The 21,374-nt window shown below is 70.8% G+C and carries 25 protein-coding genes and 1 riboswitch; of the genes, 16 read left to right on the forward strand and 9 right to left on the reverse strand.

What is annotated here, in order from left to right:
- Positions 1–93 precede the first annotated feature (93 nt).
- Positions 94–936: a crotonase/enoyl-CoA hydratase family protein gene (locus ABZU76_RS31880; protein WP_354875937.1), complete on the forward strand. Its 843-nt coding sequence runs from the start codon at positions 94–96 to the stop codon at positions 934–936.
- A gap of 34 nt (positions 937–970) precedes the next feature.
- Positions 971–2,695 (forward strand): AMP-binding protein, encoded by a 1,725-nt coding sequence (locus tag ABZU76_RS31885; RefSeq protein ID WP_354875939.1) that lies wholly within the window; start codon positions 971–973, stop codon positions 2,693–2,695.
- 27 nt (positions 2,696–2,722) lie between these two features.
- On the opposite strand, the gene ABZU76_RS31890 is transcribed toward ABZU76_RS31885, so the two are convergent.
- A complete protein-coding gene (locus ABZU76_RS31890; RefSeq protein WP_354875941.1) occupies positions 2,723–3,229 on the reverse strand; it encodes a hypothetical protein in 507 nt (168 codons plus the stop codon).
- 324 nt (positions 3,230–3,553) lie between these two features.
- Here ABZU76_RS31890 and ABZU76_RS31895 point away from each other — a divergent pair, with 324 nt between their 5' ends.
- The 6 genes from ABZU76_RS31895 (at position 3,554) to ABZU76_RS31920 (ending at position 7,096) form a co-directional block, all read left to right on the forward strand.
- The gene (locus tag ABZU76_RS31895; protein ID WP_220240887.1) at positions 3,554–3,805 is read left to right on the forward strand and encodes a hypothetical protein; all 252 of its coding nucleotides are present in this window, start codon (positions 3,554–3,556) and stop codon (positions 3,803–3,805) included.
- Positions 3,806–4,027: 222 nt separating this feature from the next.
- Positions 4,028–4,621 (forward strand): CDP-alcohol phosphatidyltransferase family protein, encoded by a 594-nt coding sequence (locus ABZU76_RS31900; RefSeq protein ID WP_220240885.1) that lies wholly within the window; start codon positions 4,028–4,030, stop codon positions 4,619–4,621.
- 46 nt (positions 4,622–4,667) lie between these two features.
- Complete coding sequence (gene gcvH / locus ABZU76_RS31905) at positions 4,668–5,051, forward strand: glycine cleavage system protein GcvH (protein ID WP_354875943.1); 384 nt, start codon at positions 4,668–4,670, stop codon at positions 5,049–5,051.
- Between the two features lie 132 nt (positions 5,052–5,183).
- Positions 5,184–5,651, forward strand: coding sequence for a glycogen accumulation regulator GarA (gene garA, locus ABZU76_RS31910; RefSeq protein WP_033287853.1), 468 nt, complete (start codon positions 5,184–5,186; stop codon positions 5,649–5,651).
- On the forward strand, positions 5,648–6,406 hold the full coding sequence (locus tag ABZU76_RS31915) for a MerR family transcriptional regulator (RefSeq protein ID WP_220240881.1): 759 nt from the start codon (positions 5,648–5,650) through the stop codon (positions 6,404–6,406). Before garA ends, ABZU76_RS31915 begins: the two co-directional genes overlap by 4 nt.
- Positions 6,407–6,622: 216 nt before the next feature.
- Positions 6,623–7,096 (forward strand): bifunctional nuclease family protein, encoded by a 474-nt coding sequence (locus ABZU76_RS31920; RefSeq protein WP_091613264.1) that lies wholly within the window; start codon positions 6,623–6,625, stop codon positions 7,094–7,096.
- Between the two features lie 61 nt (positions 7,097–7,157).
- Here ABZU76_RS31920 and ABZU76_RS31925 read toward each other — a convergent pair whose 3' ends face one another.
- Positions 7,158–7,793, reverse strand: a complete 636-nt coding sequence (locus ABZU76_RS31925) for a TetR/AcrR family transcriptional regulator (RefSeq protein WP_354875946.1) — start codon at positions 7,791–7,793, stop codon at positions 7,158–7,160.
- Between the two features lie 256 nt (positions 7,794–8,049).
- On the opposite strand from ABZU76_RS31925, the gene ABZU76_RS31930 reads away from it, so the two are divergent.
- Complete coding sequence (locus ABZU76_RS31930; protein ID WP_354875948.1) at positions 8,050–8,631, forward strand: MerR family transcriptional regulator; 582 nt, start codon at positions 8,050–8,052, stop codon at positions 8,629–8,631.
- A 41-nt stretch (positions 8,632–8,672) separates the two neighbouring features.
- Positions 8,673–8,773: riboswitch (glycine riboswitch) on the forward strand.
- A gap of 338 nt (positions 8,774–9,111) precedes the next feature.
- Here the strand turns inward: ABZU76_RS31930 and ABZU76_RS31935 are convergent.
- Positions 9,112–9,474 carry a nuclear transport factor 2 family protein gene (locus tag ABZU76_RS31935; protein ID WP_220240878.1) on the reverse strand — a complete coding sequence of 121 codons (363 nt, stop codon included), beginning with the start codon at positions 9,472–9,474 and terminating at the stop codon, positions 9,112–9,114.
- A 181-nt stretch (positions 9,475–9,655) separates the two neighbouring features.
- On the opposite strand from ABZU76_RS31935, the gene ABZU76_RS31940 reads away from it, so the two are divergent.
- Together ABZU76_RS31940 and ABZU76_RS31945 are read left to right on the forward strand one after the other, a co-directional pair.
- Positions 9,656–10,465, forward strand: a complete 810-nt coding sequence (locus ABZU76_RS31940; protein WP_354875950.1) for a helix-turn-helix transcriptional regulator — start codon at positions 9,656–9,658, stop codon at positions 10,463–10,465.
- Between the two features lie 102 nt (positions 10,466–10,567).
- Positions 10,568–11,392, forward strand: a complete 825-nt coding sequence (locus tag ABZU76_RS31945) for an aldo/keto reductase (protein WP_354875952.1) — start codon at positions 10,568–10,570, stop codon at positions 11,390–11,392.
- Between the two features lie 82 nt (positions 11,393–11,474).
- Here the strand turns inward: ABZU76_RS31945 and ABZU76_RS31950 are convergent, their stop codons facing one another.
- From ABZU76_RS31950 to ABZU76_RS31975, 6 genes are all read right to left on the reverse strand, one after another.
- On the reverse strand, positions 11,475–12,173 hold the full coding sequence (locus tag ABZU76_RS31950; protein ID WP_354875954.1) for a hypothetical protein: 699 nt from the start codon (positions 12,171–12,173) through the stop codon (positions 11,475–11,477).
- 118 nt (positions 12,174–12,291) lie between these two features.
- Complete coding sequence (locus tag ABZU76_RS31955) at positions 12,292–13,173, reverse strand: 3-methyladenine DNA glycosylase (protein ID WP_354875956.1); 882 nt, start codon at positions 13,171–13,173, stop codon at positions 12,292–12,294.
- Complete coding sequence (locus tag ABZU76_RS31960) at positions 13,170–14,213, reverse strand: hemolysin family protein (protein WP_354875958.1); 1,044 nt, start codon at positions 14,211–14,213, stop codon at positions 13,170–13,172. The genes ABZU76_RS31955 and ABZU76_RS31960 overlap by 4 nt, the downstream gene beginning before the upstream one ends.
- Complete coding sequence (locus tag ABZU76_RS31965) at positions 14,210–15,625, reverse strand: hemolysin family protein (protein ID WP_354875960.1); 1,416 nt, start codon at positions 15,623–15,625, stop codon at positions 14,210–14,212. The genes ABZU76_RS31960 and ABZU76_RS31965 overlap by 4 nt, the downstream gene beginning before the upstream one ends.
- A gap of 208 nt (positions 15,626–15,833) precedes the next feature.
- Entirely contained in the window at positions 15,834–16,400 is a 567-nt protein-coding gene (locus ABZU76_RS31970; protein WP_354875962.1) for a TIGR03086 family metal-binding protein, read from the reverse strand.
- 43 nt (positions 16,401–16,443) lie between these two features.
- On the reverse strand, positions 16,444–17,031 hold the full coding sequence (locus tag ABZU76_RS31975) for a TetR/AcrR family transcriptional regulator (protein ID WP_220240866.1): 588 nt from the start codon (positions 17,029–17,031) through the stop codon (positions 16,444–16,446).
- A gap of 184 nt (positions 17,032–17,215) precedes the next feature.
- Between ABZU76_RS31975 and ABZU76_RS31980 the strand changes: the two genes are divergently transcribed.
- From ABZU76_RS31980 to pip, 5 genes are read left to right on the forward strand one after another with little or no spacing between them, the layout of a single operon-like run.
- Positions 17,216–17,611: a hypothetical protein gene (locus ABZU76_RS31980; protein ID WP_354875964.1), complete on the forward strand. Its 396-nt coding sequence runs from the start codon at positions 17,216–17,218 to the stop codon at positions 17,609–17,611.
- Between the two features lie 41 nt (positions 17,612–17,652).
- Positions 17,653–18,231, forward strand: a complete 579-nt coding sequence (locus ABZU76_RS31985; RefSeq protein ID WP_354875966.1) for a DUF3558 domain-containing protein — start codon at positions 17,653–17,655, stop codon at positions 18,229–18,231.
- A complete protein-coding gene (locus ABZU76_RS31990; RefSeq protein ID WP_354875968.1) occupies positions 18,232–19,494 on the forward strand; it encodes a hypothetical protein in 1,263 nt (420 codons plus the stop codon).
- Complete coding sequence (locus ABZU76_RS31995) at positions 19,491–20,240, forward strand: ESX secretion-associated protein EspG (protein WP_354875970.1); 750 nt, start codon at positions 19,491–19,493, stop codon at positions 20,238–20,240. The genes ABZU76_RS31990 and ABZU76_RS31995 overlap by 4 nt, the downstream gene beginning before the upstream one ends.
- A gap of 33 nt (positions 20,241–20,273) precedes the next feature.
- Positions 20,274–21,224 (forward strand): prolyl aminopeptidase, encoded by a 951-nt coding sequence (gene pip / locus ABZU76_RS32000; protein ID WP_354875972.1) that lies wholly within the window; start codon positions 20,274–20,276, stop codon positions 21,222–21,224.
- Positions 21,225–21,374 lie beyond the last annotated feature (150 nt).

A 21,374-nucleotide genomic window follows, 5' to 3' on the forward strand; every position in this document is an offset into this window, starting at 1 on the left:
TCGAGGGCCGCTTCGATCTCTCGTGGCCCTCCCAGGAAAGCATCCCGCGACCGAATTGGCACAGCGTCAACCGGATGGTTCAAGATGACAGACATGACCGGACCTGCCGACTCCCTGCCCGATCTCGTCTCGCTGAAGGTCGACCTCGACGGCCACGTCGCCGAAGTCACCCTGCTCGGCCCGGCGAAGGGCAACGCCATGGGCCCCGACTTCTGGCGCGAGCTGCCGCTGGTCTTCGCCGCCCTCGACGCCGACGCGCGCGTGCGCGCGATCGTGCTCACCGGCAGCGGCGCGCATTTCTCCTACGGCCTCGACCTGCCCGCGATGATGGGCGGCTGGGCCCCGATGCTCGCCGGCGACGCGCTGGCCGGCCCGCGCACGGACTTCCACCGCGAGGTCCGCCGCCTGCAGGAGGCCGTGAGCTCGATCGCCGAGTGCCGCAAGCCCGTGATCGCCGCGGTGTCCGGCTGGTGCATCGGCGGCGGCGTCGACGTGATCAGCGCCGCCGACGTGCGCCTGGCCAGCGCCGATGCGAAGTTCAGCGTGCGTGAGGTGAAGGTCGCGATCGTCGCCGACCTCGGCAGCCTGCAGCGGCTGGCCACGATCGTCGGCGAGGGCCACGTGCGCGAGCTCGCCCTCACGGGCAAGGACGTCGACGCCGCGCGCGCCGAGAAGATCGGCCTGGTCAACGACGTCTACCCCGACCAGGAGACCCTTCTGGCCGAGGCCCGCCAGCTTGCCGCCGACATCGCGGCGAACCCGCCGCTGGTCGTACAGGGCACCAAGCAGGTGCTCGCCGCCAACACCGAGCGCCAGGTCGCCGAGGGCCTGCGGTACGTCGCGGCGTGGAACTCCGCGTTCCTCCCGAGCAAGGACCTCGCCGAGGCCGTGCAGGCGTTCATGGAGCGCCGCGCGCCCGAGTTCAAGGGCGAGTAGAACAGGCACGTACGCGAGCACGAGGGAGCACGACGTGAGCAATGGCGCTTCGGGGAACCAGCGGGCCGGCGAGGCCTACCAGGTCTTTCGGGAGGCGCGGGACTACCTCCAGTCCCACCGCGAGGACTACGACACCGCCGTCCAGGAGTTCGCGTGGCCGCAGCCCGCGGAGTTCAACTGGGCGCTCGACTGGTTCGACGTGGTGGCCCGCGACCCGGCGAACGCGCAGCGGTACGCGCTCTGGATCGTCGAGGAGGACGGCACCGAGAACCGCTGGACCTACCCGGAGATGGCCGCCCGCTCGGACCAGGTCGCCACGTGGCTGCGCCGCCTCGGCGTCTCGCGCGGCGACCGGCTGATCCTCATGCTGGGCAACCAGGGCGAGCTGTGGGAGACGATCCTCGCCGCGATCAAGCTCGGCGCCGTGATCATCCCGGCCTCGACGCTGCTCGGGCCGGCCGACCTCGTCGACCGCGTGGAGCGCGGCAAGGCCAAGCACGTGGTGGTGCGCTCGGCCGACGCCCCGAAGTTCGCCGACGTGGCGGGCGACTACACGCGCATCGCCGTCGGCGAGCCGGTCGAGGGCTGGCACGCCTACGCCACCGCGTACGCCGAGCCGGCCGATTTCACCCCCGAAGGCGTGACGGCCGCGGGCGACCCGCTGTTGCTCTACTTCACCTCGGGCACCACGGCGAAGCCGAAGCTCGTGCAGCACACGCACGTCTCGTACCCGGTCGGGCATCTGTCTACAATGTACTGGATCGGCCTCGAACCGGGTGACGTGCACCTGAACATCTCCTCGCCCGGCTGGGCGAAACACGCGTGGAGCAACGTGTTCGCGCCGTGGAACGCCGAGGCCACGGTGTTTCTGTACAACTACACGCGCTTCGACGCCACAGCGCTCATGGCGCAGATGGACCGCTGCGGGGTCACGAGCTTCTGCGCGCCGCCCACGGTGTGGCGCATGCTCATCCAGGCCGACCTGACGGCGCTGAAAACCCCGCCGCAGAAGGTGGTCGGTGCGGGGGAGCCGCTCAACCCCGAAGTGATCGAGCAGGTCGAGAAGGCCTGGGGCGTCACCATTCGCGACGGGTTCGGCCAGACCGAGAGCAGCGTTCAGATCGCAAACACTCCCGGCCAGGAAGTGGTTCCCGGCTCGATGGGCCGGCCGCTGCCGGGCTTCGTGGTGGCGCTGGTCGACCCGGTCACGGGCGAGCGCGCCGGCGAGGGCGAGATCTGCCTCGACCTCGCGCACCGGCCGGTCGGCCTGATGACGGGCTACGCGGACGACGACGAGCGCACCTCGGAAGCCTTCCGCGACGGCTACTACCACACGGGCGACGTCGGTTCGGTGGACGAACGCGGCTACATCACCTACGTCGGGCGCACCGACGACGTGTTCAAGGCGTCGGACTACCGGATCTCGCCGTTCGAGCTGGAGAGCGTGCTGCTGGAGCACGAAGCCGTCGCCGAGGCCGCCGTGGTGCCCGCGCCGGACCCGATCCGGCTCGCCGTGCCGAAGGCCTACGTCGTGCTGGCCGCGGGCCACGAGCCCACCGCGGACACCGCGCGCGCGATCCTGGCGTACGCGCGGGAGCACCTCGCACCGTACAAGCGGATCCGGCGCCTGGAGTTCGCGGAGCTGCCGAAGACGATCTCCGGCAAGATCCGCCGCGTCGAGCTGCGCGGGCGCGAGCACGAGAACACCCGGCCCGAGGGCGAGTACCGCGAGGACGACTTCCCGGACCTCAAGGCCTGAGTCGCGCGGCCGTCGTCCCCCTCGGCTTCACTCCGAGGGGACGACGGCCGCGAACACCGTCTGCTCGCCCTTGCTGCACGTCGTGCCGCCCTGCGCCGCGGGCGGACCCGAGGTGCACAGCCAGCCCGACACGGTGTCGTTCACGGCGTCGTTGGACCCCGTGCCCTGCCGGCCGGCGATCTTCGCGTGGAAGTCGCGCACGAGCGCCATGGCCTCGGCGCACGGCACGCCGCCCGCCCGGCTGTCGAACACGTACAGGGTCAGGCCGCTCGCGGCCGTCACGGTGCCGCAGGAGCCCGGAACGGCCGCCGTGGTGCGCGGGGCCTTGGTGTGCGTGCTCGGCGGCGCCTGTGTCGTTTCAGGCGGCGGGGGAGGAACCGCCCCCGCCGACGAGGTCGTCGGCGGGGGCGTGGTCGCGGACGGTGGCGGCGGTACCGCCGCCCGGGGCTCGGGTTCCCCCGAACAGGCGGCGAGCGCCGGCAGCACGAGCCAGGCCGCGAGCAGCGGCCGCCACGCGGGCTTCGACGGGGGCACCGGGGTCCTTTCGCCAGGGGTCTTCCCCGGCATTCTGGCCCGCCGCCGGCGCTGTGACCCGGACCGACACCCGGCGCGGCGGGCGGAGGTTACCGGAACCGGGGCTTCCGCCTCGCCGGGCTCCCGCGAAAGTCTGTCTATTGTGGACGGTTAACATCGCGTTCACGCAGTGAGACACCGGGAACCGCTCGCTCATCGATCGGACGAATCTCCGGCGCGGACGTTAACGTCTGGCGCTTTCGGACCGAAATAGGTGAGGAGCGCTCCGGCGCGTTCCCGTCCCCGATCACCCGCCGACCCCGAGAGACAAGAGCACCGCACAGCATGACCACCGAAACGGCCAGCGAGCCCGCCATCCCGTCAGCGTCCGCCCTCACCGACCCGTCCGAGCGGCCCACCGAGACCACTCCGCCCACCGCGCCCTGCAGCGTCGTGTGGTGCTGCGGCCGCCCGTACGTCCTCGAAGGCCGAGCCGGCCGAGCCCGCTGGGTCGGCAACGACGACCGCGGCCGCCCCGAGCGCCTCAGCAGCGCGGAGCTGCAGCGCCGCGGCTGGAGCCACCGCCGCGCCGGCTGAGCACGCCCGCGGCTTTCCCGGCCGACCGCTTCGAAGCCGCACGGTTTGAGAGCTCACGGCCTGAGAGCCCACGGGTTTGATGCCCGGCGGCTTTTCGATCCACGGCTTTCCACCCACGGCTTTTCCACCCACAGCCCCGCGGTCGGGTCGCGCGCCACGAACCCGCGACCCGACCGCGTGACCACCGGCGTCGGCGCCGGTACTCACCTCTAGGCTGAGCGAGTGACCACGGTCCCCGAGCCCAAGACGGAGCCTTCCCTGCTGCGGCAGGCGTTCAACGTTCCCAACCTCCTGTCGCTGCTGCGGCTCGCGGGCGTGCCCGTGTTCCTCTGGCTGCTGCTCGGCCCGAAGGAGGACGGCTGGGCGCTCGCGCTGCTCGTCTTCTCGGCGCTGACCGACTGGCTCGACGGCAAGCTCGCCCGCTGGCTCGACCAGATGTCGCGGCTGGGCCAGCTGCTCGACCCCGCCGCCGACCGGCTCTACATCCTCGCGACCCTCGTCGCGTTCCTCATCCGCGACATCATCCCGTGGTGGGTCGTCGTGCCGCTGGTGCTGCGCGAGGCCGTGCTCGCGATCTGCGTGCTCGTGCTCCGCCGCGGCGGGTTCGCGCCGCCCGAGGTGACCTACATCGGCAAGGGCGCGACCTTCGTGCTCATGTACGCCTTCCCGTTCCTGCTGCTCACGCAGGGCGGCTCGACCGTGGCCGTGGTGGCCCGGCCGATCGCCTACGCCTTCATGGTCTGGGGCGGGGTGCTCTACGTCTGGTCCGGCGCGCTCTATGTCGTGCAGGCAGTGCGCGCGCTTCGCAGCCGGTGATGGAAGACTGCCCGCGACGAAGTCGGTTCCAGGAAGGGGAGGGGCGTTGACCACTCCAGAAGAGCTGCGTTACACCGAGGAACACGAGTGGGTGGCCACGCGTGAGGGTGTGCTGGTCCGCGTGGGCATCACGGAATACGCCCAGGACCAGCTCGGCGACGTGGTGTTCGTCGACCTGCCCGAGGTCGGCAAGCACGTCGACGCGGGCGACGTCTTCGGCGAGGTGGAGTCCACCAAGAGCGTCTCGGAGCTGTTCGCGCCGGTCGACGGCGAGATCGTCGCGGTGAACGCAGCGGTCTCCGATTCGCCCGAGTTGATCAATTCCGACCCGTACGGCGAGGGCTGGCTCGTGGAGATCCGCCTCGACGACCCCGCGGGGCTCGAAGCCCTGCTCGAAGCCGAGGCGTACCAGGCGCTCATCACCGGCTGAGGCGGGTTCGGCCTGGCCCGGGGGTTCCGCCCGCACAAGGGGGAGCCCCGGGGTTCCGAACCGATCAGGCACGGTACGTTGGCAGCTACACGTTCTTGGTCATAGCAACATTGTGTGTAGAGGAGAGCTCAGGTGAGCACGAACGACGGGCCCGGCGTTCCCCCGGAGCAGTCTCCGGAGCGGACCTCTGTCTTCCGGGCCGACTTCCTGGCCGACGTCGAAGGCCAGGAGTCCGCACCGGCCGCCGAAGCACCGGTGCAGGGCGTCGACGCCCTGCCGCCGGGTTCCGCCCTCCTGGTCGTGAAGCGGGGCCCCAACGCGGGGTCGCGCTTCCTGCTGGACCGCGACACCACGAGCGCGGGCCGGCACCCCGACAGCGACATCTTCCTCGACGACGTCACCGTTTCCCGCCGGCACGCCGAGTTCCGGCGTGAGGGCGGGGAGTTCGTGGTGATCGACGTCGGCAGCCTGAACGGCACCTACGTCAACCGCGAGCCGGTCGACCAGGCCGTGCTGGCCGGCGGCGACGAGGTGCAGATCGGGAAGTTCCGCCTCGTCTTCCTGACGGGCCCGGGGCACGGGGGCCAGGGGGCACAGTGACGGCGGCCGGGCAGCCCGGTCGTTCGGAGGCCCGGCGTGACGGGTTGAGCATCGGGGCGGTCCTGGCGCAGCTGCGCGGCGACTTCCCCGATGTCACCATCTCCAAGATCCGGTTCCTCGAGGCGGAAGGCCTGGTCCGGCCGGGCCGCACGCCCTCGGGGTACCGGCAGTTCGCCCCGGCGGACGTGGAGCGGCTTCGCTTCGTGCTGTCCGCGCAGCGGGACCACTACCTCCCGCTCAAGGTCATCAAGGAACAGCTGGACGCGGCGGACTCCGGAGCGGAGCCCGCCGCGGTCGCTCCACGCCTGCCCCGGAAGCTGGTGTCGCTCGACCCGGCCGACACCGGCGGGCTGCCCGACGCCGACGACTTCGAGACCGGTCCCGAGATCCGGCTGACGCAGGAGGAGTTGCTGGCGCAAGCCGGCATCACCGCCGCGACGCTCACCGAACTGCAGCAGTACGGGCTCGTACGGCCGGGCGCGGCGGGATTCTTCGGCCCCGATGCGGTGCTGATCGCGCGCACGGTGAAGGCGATGACCGAATTCGGTATCGAGCCGAGACATCTGCGTGCCTTCCGCGCCGCGGCCGACCGCGAAGTCGGCTTGCTGGAGCAGATCGTGACCCCCGTGTATCGCCACCGTGACGAGGACGCGAAAGCGAGGGCAGACGAGGTGGTCCGCGAGCTCGCCGCGCTGTCCGTCACGCTCCACACGCTCCTCGTGAAAGCGGGGATCCGGGGAGTCACCGGCGGTTGAACCGGACGTAACGGGCTGAACACCGGTGTGCGTCACATGTCAATGACTGAATGTTCGGGACCGTATGCCGTACCGTGAGAGACGGTTTGCGGTGCAGTGAACCGAGAATGTCCGCCACTAGCGAGCACAGCGCCCGGATGACGGGTAGCGTCGAACCCAACGGCGCGAGTACGTCGAGCGCTGCAGCCCGTGTGCACGAGAGGGAGGCGAAACCCGATGAGCGAGATGCGCGTCGTCGGTGTGCGGGTGGAGCTGCCCGCCAATCAGCCGATCTTGTTGCTGCGGGAAACCGACGGCGAGCGCTACCTGCCGATCTGGATCGGCTCGGTCGAGGCCACCGCCATCGCCTTGGAGCAGCAGGGAGTACGACCCGCCCGGCCACTGACCCATGACCTCCTCAAAGAGGTCATCGGGGCGCTCGGCCGCGAGCTGGAGCAGGTCGTGATCACGGACCTGAAGGAAGGCACCTTCTTCGCCGAGCTCGTCTTCGACGGTGACATCCGGGTGTCCGCGCGCCCCAGCGACTCGGTCGCGCTGGCGCTGCGGATCGGGGTCCCCATCCACGCCGTGGACGCGGTGCTGGAGGAGGCGGGCCTGATCATCCCGGACGAGCAGGAGGACGAGGTCGAGAAGTTCCGCGAGTTCCTCGACTCCGTGTCCCCCGAAGACTTCCGCGGCGCCGACACCTGAGCCGCCGGCGGCGGGAACGCGGTCGTGCACCACGTTCCCGCCTTGCTTTCGGGCGGCGCATTCACCGCTTCGGAGCAGTCGCCCGCTCGAAGAGGTCGGCGATTTCCCGCCCGTAGCGGTCGAGGTCGGTCGACGGATCGGCCGCATAGGCCGTCGCCACCCCGTCGATGGCCTGTGCGATCGACATCGCCATCACCTCCGGCGCGAACTCTCCGAACACCCCCTCGTCCTGGCCCTGTTTGAGCTGGCGCTGCACCCCGCCCACCCGCAGCTGGCCCACGAGCACCGAGGTCATCGCCCAGCCGTCCGCGTCGTCGGCGTTCGCCGAGAGCTCCGCGAGCACCCGGACGCATTCCGGGTAGTCGCGCAGGAACGCCACCGACGTCTCGATGTGGGCCCGCAGGTTGCCCGGCCGGTCGCCGGGGTCGAGGTCCTTGCTGCGCTCCTGCAGGAACATCGCCTTGGTCTCGGACACCGTGCTCAGCACGGCCTGCATGAGCCCGGCCTTGTTCGTGAAGTGGTAGGAGATCATGCGCGTGCTGCTCAGCCCCGCGCGTTCCTTGATCTTGGCGAACGTGGTGCGCGCGTAGCCGTGGTCGGCGATCGTGGCGATGGTCGCCGCGATGATCTGCGCCCGGGTCGTCGCCTCCGTGACGCTCAGCCCGAGTTCCGCTTGCGTGTCGAAATTTACTCGCATGAGTAATAAGTTACTCAGGCGAGTAATAAGTGTCAACCCGTACGGCGAACGGACTAAAGGCTCAAGACGAGCTTGAGGTGCGCCGCGCGTCGCGTTGACCGGCCCGCGGCGCGGCCTTACCGTCGAAGGCGGTAAATCGTCACGATGTGATTCTCCGACCGGAGCACGATCGTGGCGGTTGTCCCCGGCCGATCCCGCTCCTGGGCTCGACCGGCTGTCATTCGCCGGCCGCCAGGTCGGGCGAAGGGAGGCTTGCGTGGTCGAGGCTGGTAGTCCGGAGAGGCCGCCCGTTCGTGCCGCCGATGGCGAGCAGGGCGAGCTGTTCCCCGACGCCTCCCTTCCGGACGAGCTCGTGGGGTACCGCGGTCCCGCCGCGTGCCAGATCGCGGGGATCACGTACCGCCAACTCGACTACTGGGCCCGGACGAAGCTGGTCGCGCCGAGCATTCGCACCGCGCACGGTTCGGGCTCGCAGCGGCTGTACTCGTTCAAGGACATCCTCGTCCTGAAGGTCGTGAAGCGGCTGCTGGACACCGGGGTCTCACTGCACAACATCCGGGTCGCGGTGGAGCACCTGCGCGTGCGCGGCGTGCGCGACCTCGCGAAGGTCACCCTGTTCTCCGACGGCACCACGGTGTACGAGTGCACCTCACCCGAAGAGATCGTGGATCTGCTCCAGGGAGGGCAGGGCGTGTTCGGCATCGCCGTGAGCGGCGCGATGCAGGAGATCAGCGGCACGATCCACGAGTTCACCGCCGAACGCGCCGACGGCGGCGTGATCGAATCGGTCGTCCCGGACGAACTCACCCAGCGCCGCAACTCCCGCCGCACCGGGTGATCACCGCCCGCGAGGGCAAGGTATTCTGAACTCGCGGTCGACGAACCCGCGCGGGAGAGACCGAGCCGGCATCCACGAGCTCGGCGCCGAAGGAGCAAGTCCTCCCCGGAACCTCTCAGGCACCCTGGACCGCGCGGACGAGACGCCTCTGGAAAGTGGGCCCGCTGGACACCACCAGCCGGTTCCGCCGACGGTGCAAACCCGCGTATCCACGCGGGTGAAACTCTCAGGCGCCCCACGGGGTACGGACAGAGTGGGGAGGACCTCGGACCCGGCGGTCATCGGGTCCGAGGCCGGATGGTTCAGACCTCCGGACCACGATCTTTTCCGAGCACGCTTCGCCGTGGTCTGAACCTCGCGAGGCCGCCGGATTTCGCGCCGCTGGCACGCATTCCTGTGATCCACGTCTCATCGGCCGTCCACTGTGGAGCAACGGCGGACCCGCCCGATCGCGAGTCCGCCGCGCTCGTGCCCACGACCTCAGCCCGGGATCTTGTCCAGGAACCCGTGCACCTTGGCGATCCGGCCGTCGGCCAGCTCGACGACGTCGAACCCGATCGCGATCGGCTCGTCGGCGCCCGGCGCCGTGAGGTACCACTGGAACCGCGCCAGGTCGTGGTGGGCGTCGGGCGCCTTCGGCAGGCTGAAGGTCAGCCCGGCGAACTGCGCCTGCGCGCCGCCGATGAACCCGTCGATGCCGTCGTGGCCGGTCACCGAGCCCAGGGGATCGGTCATGGACGCGTCGGGCGTGAAAACCTCGGCGACGAGGGCACGCCGGCGCTCGGCGTCGGTCTCGTTCCAGATCGCGATGTACTGCTCGACAGTGCTCGTCACGTCGGACACGGGGAAACTCCCTTTGCTTGGCGGACAACGGGTTCGCCGTCCTGATGTCACCAACACTGCTGCGCCGGGCGCGGTTCGTCGATTACGCCGGAGGTAACGGCCGCACCCTTGCCTGCGCTCCCCCCGGCGATTACCCGCAAGGTAATGGCCTGAGCGCGGGCGGACCCGTAGCGTCGGGGGCGTGACGACTTCGGTGAAGGCCCCGGCACGGCGGGCGGTCGGCGAGCTCCTGCGGGAGTGGCGCGACCGGCGCCGCATCAGTCAGCTCGACCTCTCGATCGCCGCGGACATCTCCACGCGGCACCTGAGCTTCGTCGAGACCGGCCGCTCGAAGCCGAGCCGGGAGATGGTGCTGCGCCTCGGCGAGCACCTCGAAGTGCCGCTACGCGAACGCAACCGCCTGCTGCTGGCCGCAGGCTACGCCCCCGCGTACGGCGAGACCGAGCTGAGCGCGCCGGAGCTGACGGCCGTGCGCGACGCCGTCCGGCTGCTGCTCACCGGCCACGAACCGTATCCCGCGGCCGTGGTCGACCGTGGCTGGAACCTCGTCGACGCCAACACGAGCCTCGGCGTGCTCATCGAGGGCGTGGCGCCGGAACTGCTGGCACCGCCGGCGAACGTCCTGCGCGCGACCCTGCACCCCGACGGCATGGCCCCGAACGTGCTGAACCTGGGGGAGTGGCGGGCCCACCTGCTGGGCCGCCTGCGCCGTCAGGTCGAGCAGACGGCCGACGGGGGTCTCGCCGAGCTGCTGGCGGAGCTGCGGGAGTACCCGTGCGACCAGCCGGTGCCCGAGGTCGAGATACCTGGGCCGGGTGACATCTTCGTCCCGTTGCGCTACCGACACCGTGGCACGGAGCTCACGTTCTTCAGCACGGTCGCGACCTTCGGCACCCCGCTCGACGTGACGGTCGCCGAGCTGGTCATCGAGTCCTTCTACCCGGCGAACCCGGAGACGGCCGAGTACCTGCGCGCCCAGGCGAGCGCCTGAGCCGGACCGCTCGATCGTGCGGCGGGGTGACGAGCCGGTGGGCCGGGGGAGTGGAAGGATCGGAGAGGCCACCCCAGGACACCGCAGTGAGGATCCGCCTTCATGGCCAACCCGCCCCTGCTCACCCTGAACAACTCCGTCACCGTCCCGCAGCTCGGCTTCGGCGTCTACCAGGTCCGCGCCGCGCAGGCCGGGAAGGTGATCGGCGCCGCGATCGAAGCGGGTTACCGCAGCATCGACACCGCCGCGATGTACGGCAACGAGGCCGAGGTCGGCGAAGCGATCCGTGCCTCGGGCCTGCCCCGGGACGAGTTCTTCGTGACCACGAAGCTGTGGAACGACCAGCACGGGTACGACAACGCGTTGCGCGCCTTCGACCACAGCGCCGTCGCGCTCGGGCTGGAGCAGATCGACCTGTTCCTCATCCACTGGCCGCAGCCGCGCCGCGACCGCTACGTGGAGACCTGGCGGGCGCTGGAGCGGCTCTACCAGGACGGGCGAGTGCGGGCGATCGGTGTGTCGAACTTCGGCATCACGCATCTGCGCCGGCTGCTCGACGAGACCGACGTGGTCCCGGCCGTGAACCAGGTCGAGCTGCACCCGTGGCTGCAGCAGCTGCCGCTGCGTACGTTTCACGCCGAGTTCGGCATCGCCACGGAGGCCTGGAGCCCGCTCGCGCGCGGCCGGCTGCTGGGCGACCGCGTGATCACTGCGCTCGCGGCCAAGTACGGCAAGACGCCCGCCCAGCTCGTGCTGCGCTGGCACCTGCAGATGGGCACGATCGCCATCCCGAAGTCGGCGACGCCGGCGCGGATCCGGGAGAACTTCGCCGTGTTCGACTTCGAGCTCGCCGACGACGACCTCGCGGCGCTGGCCGAGCTCGACAACGGCACCCGCACGGGCGCCGACCCCGACACCTTCGGCTGAGTCATGCCGCCCGGTGAACGGAAAACGGCCGGCCCCGGGGAGTTCCGGGACCGGCCGTTTCGGCGCTTTCGGCTGAAGCGACTCAGGACGCCCGGATGCCGGCGGCCGCGAAGTCGGCCAGCTGGGCGGGTTCCTTGAGGTACGCGCGGAAGCTCTGTGTGGCGCGCTGCTGGTTCTCGTCGGTGGTGCCGCCGACGGACGACACCGCGAGGCCCACGAACGGGTAGTCGGCGGGCGGGCCCGAGCCGATCGGCATCGCCGGCGAGCCGATGAGCTCGGGCTTGGCGGCGGTCAGCTGCGTGACCCAGTACGACGACTCGGGGACCCAGCCGTCGGGCAGACCGCCGATGGTCGAGAGGTCGGTTTTGCCCGTCAGCGCGTCCAGCACCTCCGACGACGACTTGGTCGTGACGTTGACCTGGAAGCAGGCGCCGTGCACCGGGGTCAGATCGGCGTCCCAGCGGTGCGCGGCGGCCTCGACGGGCTTCGCGATCTGCGGGGTGACGACCAGCTTGATGGTGGTCCGGTTCCCGCCGCAGCTGGCGGCTTGGGCCTCGGCGCGGTTGTTGAGCACGCTGTCGGCCCAGTTCCAGCCGAAGACGCCGAGTGCGACCAGGACGACGAGCCCGGCAACCGCGATGGGCCACTTGGCGATCCGGCGGCGCGGAGCCTTCGCGGCGACGATCCGGTGTGAGCCCGTCGTCTCGCTGCGGCCTTGCTGGCGCTTCGGCGGATCGAGAGGGTGCGGCACCGGCTCTTCGGCCAGTGTGTGTCGCCCCATCGTTGTCCTTTCGAGATGTGCGCACACGCGCTGCTATGCAATCAAACCGTTATCACTCTAACAGGTTAGCGACCCTCGGTGAATATTGTTACTCAGAGTTGCACGGTCTGTACACAATTCACCAGGTGCCGCCGAGCAGGTGACGGCAGAGCGCGATGAGCCGAGCCCGCAGCGGCGCCGCCCGGCGCGCGAAGCCGCCTTGCGCGCGGGCGTACTCGGCCCGCCCTTCGGGCGTCTCGATGCGCACAGGAGAGTAGCCGTAGGCCAAAAGGTCGTACGGGCTGGCCCGCATGTCGAGCTCCCGGACGTCGGCCGCGAGCTCGAAGCAGTCGGCCACTAGCTCCGCCGGGACGAACGGGTCGAGCTTGTACGCCCACTTGAACAGATCCATGTTCGCGTGCAGGCACCCTGGCTGCTCCAGCTCGACCTGGTTCTCGCGGACCGGCTCGAGGGTGTTGCGCGGCCGTGCCGGGTCGGTGAAGAACCGGAACGCGTCGTAGTGCCCGCAGCGGATCTCGAGCGACTCGACCACCGTGTCCGTGGCGGCCGAGCCGAGCCGCAGCGGCACCTGCGAGTGCCGTACGGAGTCGACCGGCTCGCGGTACACCATGGCCCACTCGTGCAAGCCGAAGCAGCTCAACCGCGGGGAACGGCTCGCTGTGGCTTCCAGCAGCCGCAGCACGAACTCCGCCGTCCGGACCCGGCGTTCGGTGAAGGCGGCCGGGTCGAGCGTCACTCCGGCGGCCGTCTCGACGAAGGCCGGCCGGTCGAGGAAGCGCCGCGCGGCCGGGCCGGCGAGCACCACGCCCGGGCCCGGCTGCCAGCGTTCGAGGTGCCCGGGCCGGTACGAGTAGTACGTGAACAGGAAGTCGAGCACGGGGTGCTTCTCATCCCGCGCCCGGCGTTCCTGGTGCGGCACCGTCCACGCGCGCATGCGCTCGACGTGCTGGGCCTGACGTGCCTGCCACTCCGGTTCCGCGAGGATGAGCGGCCCGGTCATGCCGTCACGTGCGTGCCGTCGCGCACGGTGCCCACGTACTCCTCGACGAGGTCCTCCAGGGCCACGACACCCACGGCCTCGCCGGCGGCGTCGAGCGCCCGCGCGAGGTGGCTGCCTTCCTTCCGCATGGCCGAAAGTGCCACGTCGAGCCGCGCGTCGGCCCGAAGCTCCGTGAGCGGCCGGGTCTTCGAGTCCGGCACGCTCGTGTCCGGACTCTGGCCGACGAGGTCGAGCACGTCCTTCACGTGGATGTAGCCGGTGAGGGTGCCGTCGTCGGTGCAGACCGGGAACCGCGAGAACCCGGTCGAGGACACCGCGCGTTCCACGTCGCCGAGCGTCGGTCCACAAGGGAGGGTGGTCAGCTGCGCGGTGGGCACGAGCACGTCGGACACCGTCTTCGCGACCGACGACAACGTCTGCGAAAGCCGTTGGTGCTCCGACTGTTCGAGCAGTCCCTCGCGCCGCGACTCACTGAGCAGCTCGGCCAGCTCGTCGGAGGTGTAGGCCGTTTCCAGCTCGTCCTTCGGCTCCACCTTCACCACTCGCAGGAACGAGTTCGCCACGAGGTTGAGGAACCAGATCACGGGGTTCGCGAGCTTCACCCACGCCACGTGCGCGGGCACCAGCCACAGCGCGAGCCGTTCCGGCTCGGCGATGGCGAGGTTCTTCGGCACCATCTCGCCGATCAGCACGTGGAGCATCGTGATGAACGCCAGCGCGATCGCGAACGAGATCGGGTGCAGCAGCTGTTCGGGCAGGTTGAGCAGGTCGAAGAACCCGGAAAGCCGGTGCGCCACTGCGGGTTCGCCCAGCCGGCCGAGCAGCAGCGAGCAGATGGTGATGCCCAGCTGCGCGCCCGCGAGCATCCGCGAGACGTTCCTGCTCGCGTTGATCACGATCCGTGCGCGCGTCTTTCCCTGCTCCAGCAACGCTTCCAGGCGGTCGCGCCGCGAGGAGATCAGGGTGAACTCGGCGCCGACGAAAAACGCGTTGGCGAGCAGCAGCACCACGACCAGGGCGATGTTCAGCCAGTCGTTCACGCGACCACCTCGCGTTCGGTGACCGGCTGCGGCGCAGGGTTCCGCTTCGGCGCGGCGGCCGGGTCGTGGCCGGTGTTCTGGTCGGTGTTCTGGCCCGGCCCGGGTTCCACGGGCCGCACCTCGACCTCGGCGATGCGGTGGCGGTCCATGCTCGTGACGGTGAGCCGCCAGCCGTCGACGACGGCGGCGTCACCCTCGGCGGGGATGCGGCCGAGGCGTTCGAGGATCAGGCCGGCGATCGTCTCGTAGTCGCCGTCGGGCATGCGGAAGCCGGTGACCTCGCTGACCTCGTCGGAGCGCAGCTGGCCCGACACGAGCCAGCTGTCTGAGCCGACCTGCTGCGACGCCGGGGCTTCGCGGTCGTCGTGCTCGTCGCGGACGTCGCCGATGATCTCCTCGACCACGTCCTCCAGCGTCACCAGCCCGGCCGTGCCGCCGTACTCGTCGACGACGATGGCGAGCTGGTAGCGGGAGTCGCGCAGGCGGTTGAGCAGGTCGTCGCCCGAGAGCGACTCGGGCACGGTCGGCACCGGGCGCATGACCGAGCCGATGCGCACGGTGGCGCGCTCTTCGCCGGGCACGGCGAAGGCCTGCTTCACGTGCACAGCGCCCTGCACGTCGTCGAGGTCCTCGCGGTAGACGGGAAACCGCGAGAAGCCGGTGCGGCGCGAGATCTCGATGAGGTCGTTGATCGTGTCGTCCACGGTCAGCGACTCGACCTGTACGCGCGGGGTCATGAGCTCGTCGGCGGTGCGCTCGCCGAAGCGCAGCGAACGGTCCAGCAGCTCGGCCGTGGACGTGTCCAGCTTCCCGCTCTCGGCGCTGGAGCGCACGATCGAGCCGAGCTCCTGGGGCGAGCGCGCGGACCGCAGCTCTTCCTGCGGCTCGACGCCGAACTTGCGCACCACGAAGTTGGCGCTGTTGTTCATGAGTGTGATGAGCCAGCGGAACAGCGCGGAGAACCGCGAGTGGTAGCCGGTCACCGCGCGGGCGGTCTGCAGCGGGCGCGCGATCGCGATGTTCTTCGGCACCATCTCGCCGAGGATCATCGACAGGAACGTGGCCAGCACCAGCGCGACGGCGATCGACGCGCCGGCCGCGACGGCCTCGGACAGGCCGAACGCGTCGAAGGCCGGCCGCACGAGCTCGCCGATGAGCGGCTCGGCGAGGTAACCGGTGATCAGCGTGGTGAGGGTGATCGCGACCTGGGCACCCGAGAGCTGGAAGCTCAGCGTGCGGTGCGCCTTCTGCACCGCGAGCGAGCGGCGGTCGCCCACCTGGCGCACGTCGGCGTCGACGGTGCTGCGCTCGAGGGCGGTCAGCGAGAACTCGGCGGCGACGGCGAGGCCGGTGCCGATCGTGAGGAGGATGAAGACCAGCACACCGCCCACGGAGAGCAGGACGTGGGTCATGCCGCACCGTCCGGGACGCGAGAGGGAGCGGTGGAGGCTAGCGGGCAGCCGGGTTGTCGACCCGGCCCGGTACTGTCACCGGGCGATTGCGCGGCGCGCACGTGTGGAGTCACTCCTAGCAAGGGAATCGGCTTGTACTGCGACGATGCCGACAATCTTAACGTGCTCCGGACGTCGGACGGGTGACAGCCGGGTGAAGCGGTGTGGCTCAGCGCGGCTGCCGGCCCAGGAGCGCCACGAGCCGCGTCGCGTCGTCCGCGGAGCGCCCGACCGCGACCGGCGGCTCGAACAGGCCGATGCCCTGCCAGTCGTCGACCCACGGGCGCACGACCTCGAGCAGGCGGGCCGCCAGGTCCGCCGGGATGGGGTTCGGCTTGCCGAGCGCCGTCGAGAGGTCCCAGGCGTGCACGGCGAAGTCGATGGACATCTGCCAGCCGTACTCTTCGGCCGGGATCAGCCCGAAGGAGACGTGGACGGTGCGCTGCGGCACGCCCGGCACCAGCCACGCCTCGCGCGCCGTGGCCGCCGACGTCTCCCAGGCGGCGACGGGATCGTCGCCGAGCCGGTCGCCGTCGAAGCGGTCGCCGACGTCGTCGAGGGTGGCGCCGTCGAGCAGTGGCGGGACCCACAGTTGTTCGACGACGAGGTGGTTCACGAGGTCGCGAACGGACCAGTCGGCGCAGGGGGTGTCGCGGCCCCAGTCATCGGGTCCGATCTCGTGCACGGCCCGGTCGAAGAGGGCGAGGGACTGTCCGTGCGCGTCGAGGATCTCCACGGCCACATTCAACACGAAAGTGACCGCCGCGCAGTGTGAGCACCTATCGGGTGGCCCCGGGCCGGTGGCGCCGGACGGTCTCCTCGACCAGGTCGAGCACGGGGCCGAGGTCGTCGCCGGGCAGTCCCATCGCGAGGTGGGAGACCAGGCCTTCGAGCACGAGCTCGAGGAACGCGGTGAGCACGTCCACGTCCACGTCGTCGCGCAGGTTGCCGGCCTCGCGCTGGCGCATGAGCCGTTCGCGCGTCGCGGTGGTCAGCTGCTCGGAGCGCTCGGCCCAGCGGCCGCGGAACTCCGGGTCGGTGCGCAGCCGCCGCGACACCTCGAGCCGCGTGCCCAGCCAGTCGGCGGGGTGCTCGCTGTCGCCGGAGAGCAGCTCGCGCATGACCTGCACGAGGCCCTGTTCGGCGACGACGTCGGCCATCCGCACGGCGTCGTCCTCTGCGAGTGCGAGAAAAAGCGACTCCTTGTCGCGGAAATGGTGGAAGATGGCTCCGCGGGACAGACCCGTGGCCTCCTCGAGGCGGCGGACTGTGGCACCCTCGTATCCGTAGCGGGCGAAGCACACGCGCGAACCGTCTAGGATCTGGCGCCGGCGTGCGTCGAGGTGATCCTGGCTGACCCGGGGCATCCTGGAATCCTGGCATCTGGGACGGGGTTCTTGCAATCCGTACGTACGTACTGTGACGTGGAGTCGCCGGAACCGCCACCCCCTTTTCTTCGTCTCACCTCGGCCACGTTCTGCTGACACGGACGTGGCCGGTGACTACGCTGTGCGCCATCACGGTGAGTGAGACTGGGGAGAGGGACGAGCCTTGATCATCGGCGAAGCGGGCCGCGCGGCCCAAACCGTCTTCGGCGACGTCTCCGCCGGTGGCCCCGTGTACGGCGGTGGGAGCGGTGGCGGCGGCACCTTCGAGATGGAGCCCGCGGAGCTCGAAGCCGTGATCGGCCTGTGGGAAGACCAGTTGACGAAGATCACCGCGGACGGCCGCAAGATCGTGGACATCGTCGCGGCGTTGAAAGCTCCCGGGAAGGATCCCGCCAGCAGCGGTTACGCCACCACCGGTGGCGACTCGTTGCGCGCGCTGCAGGAGCAGAACGATTCGATGCGCCAGTACGTGCAGGGCTACGTCGCGAAGCTGAAGGCGGCGAAGGACAAGACCGTGGCGACCGACCAGGCGAACGCCGAGCTCGGCCAGGCACGATGAGGGGAACAAGCGCGAGCGCGGCGTGCGCCGCGCTCGTGGTCGTGGGCGCCGTGGTGGCGGCCGGGTGTTCGGCACCCACCGCGGGCACCGCGCAGCCGGCTCCGGGCAGTGCCTCCGGCACCGCCCCCGATTCCCGTGCGCCGAAGGTGACGGACCCCCTCGATCCGGCCGCGTACCTGGGCAAACCTTGCGCGCTCGTGCCGGAGAGCGTGCTGGCCCCGCTGCGCTATCCGGCGCAGGGCGAAGCAACGGTGAGCGGGCCGTTCGCCGAGGCGGGGCCCGGCTGCGGCTGGCAGATCGGTGCCGAAGGGCTCAGCGTCCAGATCATCATCGGCACGGGGAACCGCGACCAGGGGATGGGCGGCCTCGCCGGTATCTACCGCGCGAAGGACGCGGGGCAACTGGGCTTCGTGGACCCCGCTCCCTCGGTGGCCGGTCACCCCGCGGTGTTCAGCGATCTCAGCGACCGCAGGGCTCACGGCAACTGCACCCTCTGGGTGGGTCTCTCGGACGACCTCGCCTTTGCCACGGCAGCCCAGGGTTATCAAGGCGAAAAGGATTCGTGCCAGGTCGCGGAAACCGTGGCGGGCGCCGTCGTCGGCACACTCAAGGGGGCATAGGTGGACGGCAAGCAGATCTACGAGAACTTCAGAACCGGCAACACCTCGGGGCTGCGGACCGCGGCCACGCAGGTGCAGGAGCTGTCTTCGGCATACCTGGAGCGGGCGCAGAGCATCAAGGACCTGCAGGACCGCATGGCGAAGTCGTGGACAGGCAACGGTGCCGACGCCGCCAACGCCGGCGCGGGGCCGCTGGAGAAGGCGTTCGCGGACACGGCGGACCCGCTCGACATGACCAACGCGTCGGTGGAGATGCAGGCGAGCAGTTTCGAGGACTCGAGCCACACCGTGGTCGAGGTGCCGCCGAAGCCGGACAAGCCGAGCCCGTGGACGACGGGGCTGAAGGCGGCGATCCCGATCGCGGGGCCGTTCATGGCGGCGCACGACCAGAACTCGTACCAGGACAAGCTGAACAAGTACAACGCCGCCAACGACACCAACGTGCGCGTGATGGACCAATACAACGGCGTCACCACGAGCACGAAGTCGGTGCTGCCGACGCAGTACGGCACGCTGGAGTCCGACGGCGCGGCGATTCGGCTGTCCACACCGGCGCCGCCGGGGCACGTGAGCATCCCAGGGTCGCTCGGGAGCACCACGCCGGGCGGGACGACGGGGACCGGGACCGCCGGGCACGCCCCGGCCGCCGGGTTCCACGGCACCGGCGAGCAGGTGATCACGGGCGGCCACACCGGCACCGGCCACACCGGCGGGACGGGCGGCACCGGCCACACCGGGGGCACGGGCGGTACGCACCACCCGGCGGACACGACCACCACGCAGAGCAGCACCGGCGGCACCAACACGGCGGTCCCGCCGGCCACCTCGACCCTGCCGGACCTGACCTCGAGCCGGGGTGGCACGGCGTTCGTTCCGGACCCCGGCCAGATCCCGGCGTCCGGCCCGACCGGCCTCATCGGCGGCGACCCCGCGGGCACCGCGGGCCGAGGCGCGTCCGGCGGCCGGTTCGCGGGCGGCACGGGGGGCGAAGCCGGCGCGGCAGAAGGCCGCGCGCTGCGTGGCGGTGCCGGTGCGCGGTCCGGCGTCGGTGGTCTGAACGCCGTCGCGGCCGAAGAAGCCGCTGCCGCACGGGGCGCCGGGGGGAGCCGTGGGACATCGATGGGACCGGGGGGTGCCGCCGGCCGCCGCGGGGAAGAGGAGGAGGACGCCGAGCACCGCCGTCCCGACTTCCTCGTCGAACCCGACCCCGACGCCCTCTTCGGCACCGATCAGCGGACGATCCCGCCGGTCATCGGCGAGTGACGGCCGTGGCCGGACGGGTCGACGTGCCGCTGGAGGCACTCGCGGCGCTCGCCGAGCGCGAGCAGGTCGGCTCGTTGCACGTGACGCTGCGCCCCGAACCGGTGTGGCTGTCGGACCTCGAACGCGAGGAGGCCGCCAAGCGGATCGACGACGCGCTCGCCGTGGCCGGCCTCGTCGACCGGCGCGGCCGCGCCACCGTCGACTTCCTCGACTGGCTGCCGCTGCTGTCGCGGCCGGTGGAGGAGTTCTACGGCTGGGTCGCCACGGGCGGGCGCACCTACGGTGTGCTCGTCGCCGCGAGCGGGCTGCAGGCGGTGCTCGCCGTGTCCGACGGCGAGCACGTCGGCGTGCAGGAGATCGACCGGCAGCGGCTGGTCGAGACCCTTGTGGAGCAGCTCCCGGTCGTCGGGGCCGGTGGCGGCGTCCCGCGTTCGGTCCGTGTCTCCGACCTCGCGGACGCCGCGCGCCGCGGCGAGGACGCGTACCCGCTCGAACCCGAGCTGGCCGACGTCGTCAGCCTGGTGCAGCGCCCGGTCCACGGCAGCGGTGAGCTGTACGTCGCCCGCCGCGACGAAGTCGGCCGCCGCCTGTGTGCGGACGAACCCCTGCACTACGCCGACACCGACTGGGGCCGCTATCTCAGCCATACCGCCGGCTCCGGCGCCGAAGCCGTGATCCACCTCGGCCCTGCCGCACCCGCCCAGCTGTGCCGTGCGCTGTGGGAGCTGGCCGCGGACCTGCTCTGACCCGCCGGAAGGCTCCGTCGAAAAGGACGTGCCGTGCCTGGACTGCACCCCGAGACCACCCCGTACCGCACCGGAATGCTCGACGTCGGCGACGGCCACGCCGTGTACTGGGAGGAGTGCGGCAACCCCGCCGGAAAACCCGCCCTCGTCGTGCACGGCGGACCCGGCAGCGGCTGCCTGCCGGCGCACCGGCGGTTCTTCGACCCCGATCGCTACCGCGTGGTGCTGTTCGACCAGCGCGGCTGCGGGCGCAGTACTCCGCACGCGGGCGAGCCCGTCGCCGACCTCTCGGCCAACACCACCCCGCACCTGCTCGCCGACATGGAACTGCTGCGGAGGACGCTCGGCATCGACACCTGGCTGCTGTTCGGCGGGTCCTGGGGGTCGGCGCTCTCGCTGCTGTACGCCGAACGCCACCCGGAGCGCGTCAGCGAGTTCGTGCTCCTCGGCTTGGCCACCGACCGGCAGTCCGAGCTGGACCTGCTCACGCGGGGGCTCGGCGCGGTGTTCCCGGCGGCGTTCGCGAAGTTCCGCGACGGCGTGCCGGAGGCCGAGCGCGACCGTGACCTGGCCCGCGCGTACCACCGGCTGCTGATGGATCCCGACCCCGCCGTCCACGAAGCCGCCGCCCGGCGCTGGTGCGAGTGGGAAGACGCGATGCTCTCGATCGAACCGGCGGCGTCGCGGTTCACCGACCCCGCGTACCGGCTGGCGTTCGCGCGGCTCGTCACGCACTACTTCGCCAACGGCTGCTTCAGCGAGGACGGCGCCATCCTGCGCGACGCCCACCGGCTCGCGGGGATCCCTGCGGCGCTGGTCCAGGGCTCGCTCGATCTCGGCAACCTGGTCGGCACGCCGTGGCTGCTGGAACGGGCGCTGCCGGACGCGGAGCTCCTGCTCGTCGGCGACTCCGGGCACACCACGGCCACCGGCTCGATCAGCGAGGTCCTCGTCGGCGTGCTCGACCGGTTCGCCCGGACCTGAGCTCCCCGAAATTCTGGAACACCGGGAAGTTCCGCGCGGTGCCCCGCCCCGTCTCGGGGCCCCCCCCCGCCCCCCCGGCCCCGGGGCGGCCGCCGGCGACGGGCAGTGAAGGGCAGGGGGCTCCACGTTCGCCGTCGTGTCCGCCGCCCC

The sequence above is a fragment of the Amycolatopsis sp. NPDC005232 genome (genome assembly GCF_040607795.1).
GTDB lineage: Bacteria > Actinomycetota > Actinomycetes > Mycobacteriales > Pseudonocardiaceae > Amycolatopsis.